Raw genomic sequence first — 9594 nt, forward strand, 5'->3', positions numbered from 1 at the left:
CCAATAAACTCATTAATAATATGTCTCACAGATTCTAAATTTCCTCAGCACGCTGATGATGTCATGTTTTCACTGCTGCTTAACTTTCTACAATTCTATACCTTAAATATCCAAACGATAGCAAATTGTTAAAAACTCGTTTTTTACGACATAAAAAACCATAATCACACCTAATATTATTTTTTTAAACCAAAAAAAACAACAAAAAACGAGTGGTTAGCTAGCTAACTAAAGTGCGAAAAATGCACTACTAGTCGGTTTGTTGTAAGCAACAGGATGGTATTACTCAAAAAAAGACATGATGGCCATTTCAAATCGGCCTCAACAAAAAAGGTGATTGATAATAAAGATGGTGCTTTCTCGTACTCACGCTCTACATGCATTATGGTGCAACACAAAATAAATTTAATGGTTATCACTTGCCATTCACAATGGTTAAAATCGCAGACACATTGATACTTCAAAACTATCTTTCCTGAATTTACTCTCAAAGGGAAAATCGTAATATTTTAGAAATCTCTTTAAAAATTAATACATAGTCTCTTTATTACACTTACGGATTATATAGAGACCCAGTGCCGTACCACCTTTAATGGACAGCATAATCAATATCGTACCAAATCCATTTCATTTTAATTCAGTGATCATTAGGTAGTAACGAAAATCCGTGACTCACAAATAACCATTTGTGAGTAGTAATAGTAGAAGTGTTTTTTCTAAGAATGGATTTCCGTACAGAAACAGAAATCACTCTCTCCTGGTGAGAGATTTATATTATTTATCTAGATGAAAAGCTTTTAATTCCAGTGAGATATTGAATATGAGGGGTGGCATTCTTATTAAATTATCTAATTGCATATATAAAATACAGACATTAATTCTTAATAACAATAAGAATAAAACGGCAAGGACTACAAAATTGAAGGAGTTTTCCTACATAGTTACACTATCTATCCTATATTTACTTAGCCAACACCATGCTCAAATATCGACCATCCACTAAGCGCCTCATATTTAAACGTTAGGTACTTAAGTGTTTATACATAGTGAAGATCTATTTTATAAAATTAGTGCACTCCCAACATTTTGATTGTGAATAATTTTTATGATTCTCTCTGTACATGATTAATTTCCAGATATACTTCTAAGGTTTATTTAAGTGAAAAACATTATTACTGCATTGGTATTAAGTCTCGGTGTTTCTTCTATGGCTCATGCAGCCGATGGTACTATCAATTTTACCGGAAACATTATAGAACAAGCGTGTGACATTACCTCAGGTGTCGCAGGCACCCAAACTGTTAATTTAGGCAGCATTGCCAAGTCTAACCTTTCTGGCGCAGGCAAAACTTCTGGATCGACAAAATTCAGCATTGTATTGGCTGATTGCCCTGTCGATTTTATTCCTACTAAAGTATCTGTTAAATTTGATGGTACAAGTGTCGCCACCGATACGAGCCTATTAGCGTTGACTGCAGGCCAGACTGCCACTGGTGTTGGTGTACAAATTTTGGAAGCTGATGGTAATACCCCCGTTCCATTGCGTACAGCTTCTGTACAACAAACATTGGTTTCTGGTGGTACGACAACATTAGACTTTGTTGCCCGTTATAAGGCTGTTGCAGTTGCAACTGCAGGCACAGCAAATGCCAGTTCAACCTTCGTTGTAGATTACAACTAATTATTTTATCTGACAGGGGACATCAATAACGATGTCTCCTGCTTTGATTAAAATTGTAAATATACATTGCCTTCACACTATAACATTGTTGACTATAACCTCAATTGCGTTATGTACTAAAAGATATCTACAAGCATATTGTAGGAAGTAAATTATACCAGATTGCTTATGAAGCTAGTTTATAGAATGTCGTAGGCTATCTATATAGTTAAATATCAGCTTAGCAGATGTGAATATATTTATTCGACAACAAACCTCATCCATTTAAATCAGATGAAGTTCAAGATAATAAATTAATGGCGAAATTTATCAGCATACTACCTTCCTAAAAATGGTCATTAATATCCATGTCATATAGAAGGAGCATCCCTTTATTACCCATTATATATCGTCACCCCAAAATCATATTTGGTTATCCACGTGGAAAAGTTTTATGAAAACGAAGATGTCAATAAAAAATAGAAATATATTTAAACCACAAAAATTGATAATCTTTATCTCTTCGTCTTTATTTCTCTTAGGCATTAGCAGTCAACAGGCCAGTGCTAACGATTATTTTGATCCACAATTGTTGGAAAATGTGGGTTCACAAACCAGTAATACCGATTTATCTGTGTTTGATACCGATGATTCTCAGTCTCCTGGTAACTATTCCGTCGATATTCTGATTAACGATGAGCGTGTCGATACACAAAGAAACATTGAATTTAAACAAGCTAAAAATATTGCAGGCAAAGACGTTTTGCAAGCCTGTCTGTCAATAAATGATCTGAAAAGTTGGGGAGTAAAAATCGAGTTATTCCCTCTTTTAGATGCCAGTCCCGACGGTTGCTCGGATCTGTCAGCTATTACGCAAGCTAGCCAGGAATTTGATTTTAGTCAGCAACAATTAAAACTGAGTATTCCTCAAGCTGCTATTTCTATGCAGGCTCGCGGTTATGTCTCACCCAAGCAGTGGAATAATGGTATTCCTGCCATGCTGTTAAACTATGATTTTAGCGGTTCGCAAAGTCGGCTACAAAATAGTGATGGCGATAACCGGAGTAACAGCCAATTCTTAAATCTGCGTCCCGGACTTAATTTAGGGCCTTGGCGCTTTCGTAATTATACGACTTGGGGTAGAGACAATAAGGGTGAAACCAGTACCCAAGCTATTTATACCTACGTCCAGCGTGATATTGCGATTCTTCGTAGTCAGTTAATCATGGGTGATAGTACTTCCCCCTCAGATGTATTTGAAAGTGTGCCGTTACGCGGAGTACAAATATCCTCCGATGATGACATGCTCCCGGATAGCCTGCGTGGCTACGCTCCGGTAGTACGTGGTATCGCCCGTACCAATGCTCAGGTAATTATCCGCCAGTCTGGTTATATTATCTACCAGAGTTATGTTGCACCTGGTGCTTTTGAGATCACCGATATGTATTCCACCGGTGGAAATGGTGATTTGGACGTCACAATCAAGGAAAGTGATGGGAGTGAGCAACATCTTATATTCCCTTTCGCTTCATTACCCGTGTTGATGCGTGAAGGACGAATGAAGTACAGCATGTCAGGCGGAGAATTCCGCTCTTATGATAATAATATTGAAAAGATGAAATTTGCCCAACTGACCGGTATTTACGGTTTGCCTCATGGTATGACGCTGTATGGGGGTACCCAAGGTGCCTCTCATTATAAGTCTGTCGCATTAGGACTGGGTGCTAACTTAGGCAGCGTTGGGGCATTATCTGTGGATGTCACTCACGCGGCGGCAGAGAAACAAGGGTTGGATAAAACCAGCGGTGACTCCTGGCGGATTCGTTACAGTAAAAATCTTGTGGAAACTGGTACTAATTTTGCCATCGCGGGTTACCGTTACTCAACAGCGGGTTACGCCACTCTGCAAGAGGTAGCCAACAGCTATAACGCGCAATCAGGCATACAATATGGCTCATCAGGTAGCCGCAATCGTGCTGAAATATCCATGAATCAGAAGCTCTCCGATCAGCTAGGTTCTCTCAATATTAGTGCCGTCAGAGAGGATTACTGGGGTGAGGATCGTCGGATGCAATCCATTAGTACGAGTTATAGTAATAGCTGGAATCAGGTTAGCTACAATATTAATTATACCTATGCAAAAAATAGCAGTAGTACCAATAATTATGTGAAAAATAATGATCATTCCGTCACTTTCAATATTTCTATTCCGTTGAGCAAGTGGTTACCGTCCACTTCTGCCAGTTATAGCCTGAATCAAGGCAGTAATCAGAAAGCCAGTCAATCTGTGGGGCTGTATGGTTCAGCACTTGCCGATAATAACCTGAACTGGAGTGTGCAACAGTCCTACAGTGCCGGTTCGAATGAGAGTAGCAGTAATCTGAATACCAACTATCGGGGTACTTATGGTGAGCTTAGTGGTGGTTACAGTAGCGACACTTATCAGCAACGCCTTAATTATGGTGTTAGAGGTGCAGTGCTGCTCCATGAAGATGGCCTCACTCTAGGACAATCATTAGGTGAAACAATAGTGCTGGTTAAGGCCCCTGGAGCCAGTGGTGTCGGAATTAACAATCAATCAGGGGTAAAAACCGACTACCGTGGTTATGCTATCGTGCCATTTGTCAGCCCTTACAGGCAGAATACTGTCGCGCTGGATAATAATACGCTACCAGACGATATGGATGTCGATATCAATACCCAGACTGTAGTCCCTACTCGGGGCGCAGTAATGCGGGCCGATTTTGCGCCGCAAATCGGTTATCGCGCAGTTATTACTTTGCAGCAACCTAATGGTAAGCCGGTGCCTTTCGGGGCTACGGTAACGCAAATTGATACGACATCGCCACAGGGGAGTATTGTCGGCGATGGAGGTAGCGTTTATCTCACAGGCTTGGCAGATAAAGGCCGTTTAATGATTCGTTGGGGTAAGTCTCCGGATAATCAGTGTCAGGTAGATTATCGTTTGTCGGATCAGAAACCCGCTTTCGGCCTTTATAAAATAGAAAATCTACAATGTCGTAGACTATAGTTAGTTAATACACTTTCCTGTTATTTTAATTAATACAGTAGCAGGATTTAATTTATCAATAGCCATAATGGAGTTATTATACCATGCTATTTATTCGTACTCTTATCTTGTCATTATTGTTACTGAATAGCGCTGTACAAGCAGGCGTCGTAGTCGGTGGCACCCGGGTTATTTATCCGGAAGCAAACAAATCCGTATCATTAAATCTGAAAAATTCAGATAACAATCCCTATTTAGTGCAATCCTGGGTTGAAAGTGAACTTGGGGAAACAGCCAATCAGCCCTTTATTATCACACCGCCCTTATTCCGCTTTGAAGGGCAGCGTGAAAATCTACTAAGAATTATTCGTACAGATGGAAACCTGCCCACAGATCGCGAGTCTATGTTTTGGTTAAATATTAAATCTATTGCCGCAGTAAGCAAATCATCTGCTGAAGGCGGAGAGGCTCAGAATGCGTTACAAGTCGCGATTAAAAATCGGATCAAGTTGATTTACCGCCCAACGCAATTAATGGATATACCTGAAGTTGTTACCGATAAACTTAAATGGCAGTTACAGGGGAACCAGTTAACTGTAACCAATCCAACGCCCTATTATATGAATTTTCAACAAGTTAAAGTTGGTGGAGTTGAGGTAGAAAAAGCCAATTGGGTCGGGCCAAAAAGTAGTATCACATTTACAGTACCTAAAACGACCAACGGCCGTGAAGTGAGTTGGTATATTATTACTGACTTTGGCGGCGCGGGTAGCGAGCATAAAGCTTCATTATAGAGACATTTATCATACATGCCTGTTCTATACAAAAGGAATCCTATTATGTATCCAAATAGAGAAGTAGTAAGAGAAAATAGGGCTACAGAGTCAAGCGCTCTTTGGGTATTATCGAAAAATCTGCCTCTTTCCCGATTTTTCTATCTTATATTAATATTGGTGAGTGGTTTGTTTACTAGTCAGCACGTTTTGGCATTAAGCTGCGTGTTAAGTACCACCGGATCGGCAATTTTTACAGAATCAATCGCTAACAGTATCGCGATACCACAAAGTGTTCCGGACGGCACAATAGTGTGGCGCTCTGAATTGCGCGTTCTACCGGTAAAATGTTATATGACAGCGACAATTTCAGCAGAAGCTGTAAAGGCCTACTATAATCCAGGTAACATCGTAATGCCCACTGGAATTACTCTGGGTGCTAACATTAATGGAGTAAACGTTGATGCAGCCACAAGTTCTTCAACAAAAGGGGTCGCTATAGGTATTACTGTTCCAACGTGTTCCAATAGTGCAGGCTGCCCGAGTACAGGAACCACATTTAATGCCAGCTATTACGTTTATGCTAAAAAATCTGGAAGTAGGCCTTCAGGAACATATCCTCTTGCTAGCTTTAAGGTTTTCCAATTAGATGGCTCTGGCGGTATGAATAATGTAGCGGGTTCTAACCTTGTTTATTCAGCATCCAACTTAGGCAACATCCGTTTTATTACCTGTAATGCAACAGCCTCGGTCAGCCCTAATATAGTTGACTTTGGTTCTATCATAGCGAATAAACCGGTGATCGGTACCGTGGCAAAAGAAAGGAATTTCACCATCACGGTAAGCAAAACATGTAGTGACCCCGTTAAAGTTTCCACCACATACAGTAGCACTAAGCCTATTATTAATGGCAATGAAGTAGATCTTAGTAACGGCCTTTCATTGCAAATTAAAAATATTAATAGTGGAAATTATATTATTTATAATAACGTGGATTCGATAGCAGATCTTAGTTCAATGAACTCCGTAACAGTGCCATTTTTAGCACAACTAAAATGGAACAAGAATACAGCAGTAAAAGGAAAGATTAACTCAGCGGTGACATTTACATTTTCATATAATTAACATGCTATTACGTTGAAGCGGTTAAGCCTTAAATGCAGGTTATCCAAAGGTTGTTAGATCGCACATGAGTATTATTAGCATATTATCTTGACTAGGGCACTATCTATGATATTTAACCTAATCGTAAATGTGCTTATTGCCACAATAACACTTTAATAAAGTCTTACACTAAACCTTTTAAAATAGTCTATTATAAGATGATATCACTAAAAATAATGAATAAAGGATAGCTATGAAATACATTATAAATAATACAGTTATTTTTGTGGAAGACGATGGCATTTATCTAAAGGATTCAACTGAAGTTGAAGTAAAATTATCATCTTTATCATCTCGCATATTGTCACTTTTGATTGAAAATAAGGGAAAGCCTGTTTCTAGAGATATGATTTACAAACTGGTATGGGAAGATTATGGGTTAGCACCGTCAAATACCAGTCTTAATAATAACATTAGTTTTTTAAGAAAAAGTCTAAGAGACTGTGGCGTAGATGACTTTATTGTTACGATTCCTAAAATAGGTATTTCCATTGAAAAAAGCATATTGATAGACACTATCAATAATGAAGAAGTAATAACCAAAAAAAGTATAAAGACAGGTGTAAGTACAGTTTATTTCTATATGTTACTACCTCTACTTTCACTTTTTTTATTTATATTTTTCTAAAAAACCATAATGGAGAAAAAAACTCATCACTTAACTATATTGGTGTCATAGATAAATGCAACACCTACACCCCGAAGAAAACATCAATAAATGATGAAATTCACCTAAAGGAAAATATAAATAAGTTTATGAGCGAGACGGGGTTGAAATGTTCAAGTAATAATATTCTGTTAGTAAATGCCCAAGGCGATAGTCTGAAAAATAAATCTAAGTTAGCTGAAGGCATGAACTTTAGAAATAGCCGAGAGTTCTATTCAATATGTGACATTAATAATTTGAATATATATTCTTGCGACAACTATTATTATTTAAAGAGCCTAAAATGAAAAAAATCAGAAAAAACGTCTTATTTATTATCATTGCGATGAGTATATCAGTGCTACCTTGGGGGTTATTTTATGCTTTCCAAAGCAATAATAATGATTTTAACGGCTTAACATGTACAGCCAACGTGAACTTATCGTTATCTGATGGATTTTCAGAAGCTCCAGCTTTTCATGGTGTCATTACCATTAGTTTAAACCAAAATAATGATGATGGATTCATTGAGTTATCAGGTCTGGTGAAATGGAAAGGGAGTCAATACCCTGTATCAAAATTAGTTACTGTAAAATACAATAAGAATGAAGGAAGTGATTACACTTCAATATCTACAAAAAAAAGTGTCTCTTTAGAGCACGACCAATCCCCAACGAATCTTATTGAAACGTTCATTATTGGAAGTACATCACAACCACTACGAATTTTTAAAGTTAATAAGATATTTAATAATGCCTATTTAATAAGTAACATCAACTCACCAATTACTATTTGTGTAGAGAAGATATAAAAAATCATTATTTCTATAATTATCTGGGGATTAACCAAACCATTTCACCCTCTATTTATTACTATATTCTTATTTTATAATAAAATAAGAATATAGTGCGAAACAACCGATTTAAGGCACAACTCCCGAATCGGATAAGGCTATACCGCTTTCGGAAGCCGCCATTGATGTATTTTTATTCGTCGAAGAACCAGTAGCCCTGATTAATCAGTTCGGTTAACTCAGCGACGAAAGCCGGATTATGTAACAACTGTCCCAGCTCATTTTTGCCAATAACCGTATAATGGCACAATATATCAGCAGCTTGAGCATCAGCCATTTCCAATCGCTCGCTGTTGATGAAGAAGCTGTTACCGACTTGCAGCACCCGCAGCCCGCTAAGGCGCGTCAAGACACCGCCATCAATCAAGGCATCGGCAATCTCATCCGGCTCATAAGGAGGATGTGCGGGACATATATCCAGCTCGTGCCGCGGCGTGGTAGAAAAGAGACCAAACCACTGCTTAAAATCTTCCGGCTGATTAATCATATCGATCATCATCTCGCGCAAGCGATCTAATTCATACTCTTCAACCCGGCCCGGATGTTTCCGACAGGCTAAATCAGGATCGCTATAATGCTCGCCACCAAGATCGTTTTCCAGCGCATAATCAGCGAAGCTACTGATTAAATCCCTGCCGTTTGGCCCACGGAACCCGACTGAATAGTTGAGCGCAGTTTCGTGGGTGAATCCGTCGTGTGGGAAGCCCGGTGGGATGTATAAAATGTCGCCCGGTTCGAGATCTTCATCAATGATTGGCGTGAAAGGCTCAACGTGCAGCAATGCCGGATGTGGGCAAAACTGCTTCAAAGGCAGTTTATCACCAACACGCCAGCGGCGACTGCCCATCCCCTGAATGATAAATACATCATATTGATCAATATGTGGCCCGACTCCTCCACCCGGTACGGAAAAAGAGATCATCAGATCATCTAAACGCCAATCCGGTAGCACACGAAATGGGCACACCAACTCGGCAGATGGGGAATGCCAGTGGTTAACGGCCTGGGCCAGCAACGACCAACCGGTTTCACCCAAATGATCAAAATTCTCAAACGGCCCGTTGCTGGCCTGCCACTGTCCATTTACATGACTGACAAGGCGGCTGTCTACTTCTGCCTCCATCGCCAAACCAGCCAGTTCATCCGGCGTAATAGGATCAACGAAGTTCTGGAAGGCATTTTTTAATACAACAGGTTGTTTTTGCCAGTATTTTTCTAAAAATTCGGGCCAATTAAGGTTAAGTTGATAAACCATACGTTAATACCAATAAGGAGACAAACGAGCCTAATTATAAAGTAACGCCCCCCTGAGCCGCCTTGTCATTGGTCAAGACTGTGTGTTTAGTTTCATGTGGGGGTATCTCATTCCATTAAGCCTGGACTTACCCCCATTTATATCCCCAACTATCTATAAAACTCAGTGGATGTAAGTAAGTTAAAGTAAATCAGCTAGTTACAGGGGTAACCCCCCCATTCTTAACGGAGGTT

7 protein-coding genes are annotated in these 9594 nt (G+C 39.2%); 6 read left to right on the plus strand and 1 reads right to left on the minus strand.

The genetic code is table 11. From position 1 onward, the window contains the following. The first annotated feature begins 1159 nt into the window (after nt 1–1159). From YALDO0001_RS05860 to YALDO0001_RS05885, 6 genes are all read left to right on the plus strand, one after another. Nucleotides 1160–1681: a fimbrial protein gene (locus YALDO0001_RS05860; RefSeq protein WP_004700854.1), complete on the plus strand. Its 522-nt coding sequence runs from the start codon at nt 1160–1162 to the stop codon at nt 1679–1681. Nucleotides 1682–2114: 433 nt separating this feature from the next. Beyond that, nucleotides 2115–4691 carry a fimbria/pilus outer membrane usher protein gene (locus YALDO0001_RS05865; RefSeq protein WP_231583197.1) on the plus strand — a complete coding sequence of 859 codons (2577 nt, stop codon included), beginning with the start codon at nt 2115–2117 and terminating at the stop codon, nt 4689–4691. 83 nt (nt 4692–4774) lie between these two features. Further along, on the plus strand, nt 4775–5464 hold the full coding sequence (locus tag YALDO0001_RS05870; RefSeq protein ID WP_004700858.1) for a fimbrial biogenesis chaperone: 690 nt from the start codon (nt 4775–4777) through the stop codon (nt 5462–5464). 45 nt (nt 5465–5509) lie between these two features. Further along, on the plus strand, nt 5510–6568 hold the full coding sequence (locus YALDO0001_RS05875) for a fimbrial protein (protein WP_042839470.1): 1059 nt from the start codon (nt 5510–5512) through the stop codon (nt 6566–6568). A gap of 232 nt (nt 6569–6800) precedes the next feature. Beyond that, nucleotides 6801–7235 carry a winged helix-turn-helix domain-containing protein gene (locus YALDO0001_RS05880; RefSeq protein ID WP_004700862.1) on the plus strand — a complete coding sequence of 145 codons (435 nt, stop codon included), beginning with the start codon at nt 6801–6803 and terminating at the stop codon, nt 7233–7235. Nucleotides 7236–7557: 322 nt separating this feature from the next. After that, entirely contained in the window at nt 7558–8064 is a 507-nt protein-coding gene (locus tag YALDO0001_RS05885; protein WP_004700864.1) for a FidL-like protein, read from the plus strand. Between the two features lie 175 nt (nt 8065–8239). Here YALDO0001_RS05885 and YALDO0001_RS05890 read toward each other — a convergent pair whose 3' ends face one another. After that, nucleotides 8240–9361, minus strand: a complete 1122-nt coding sequence (locus YALDO0001_RS05890) for a ribosomal protein uL16 3-hydroxylase (RefSeq protein ID WP_004700866.1) — start codon at nt 9359–9361, stop codon at nt 8240–8242. Nucleotides 9362–9594 lie beyond the last annotated feature (233 nt).

Origin of the sequence: Yersinia aldovae ATCC 35236, assembly GCF_000173735.1 — a bacterium.
GTDB lineage: Bacteria > Pseudomonadota > Gammaproteobacteria > Enterobacterales > Enterobacteriaceae > Yersinia > Yersinia aldovae.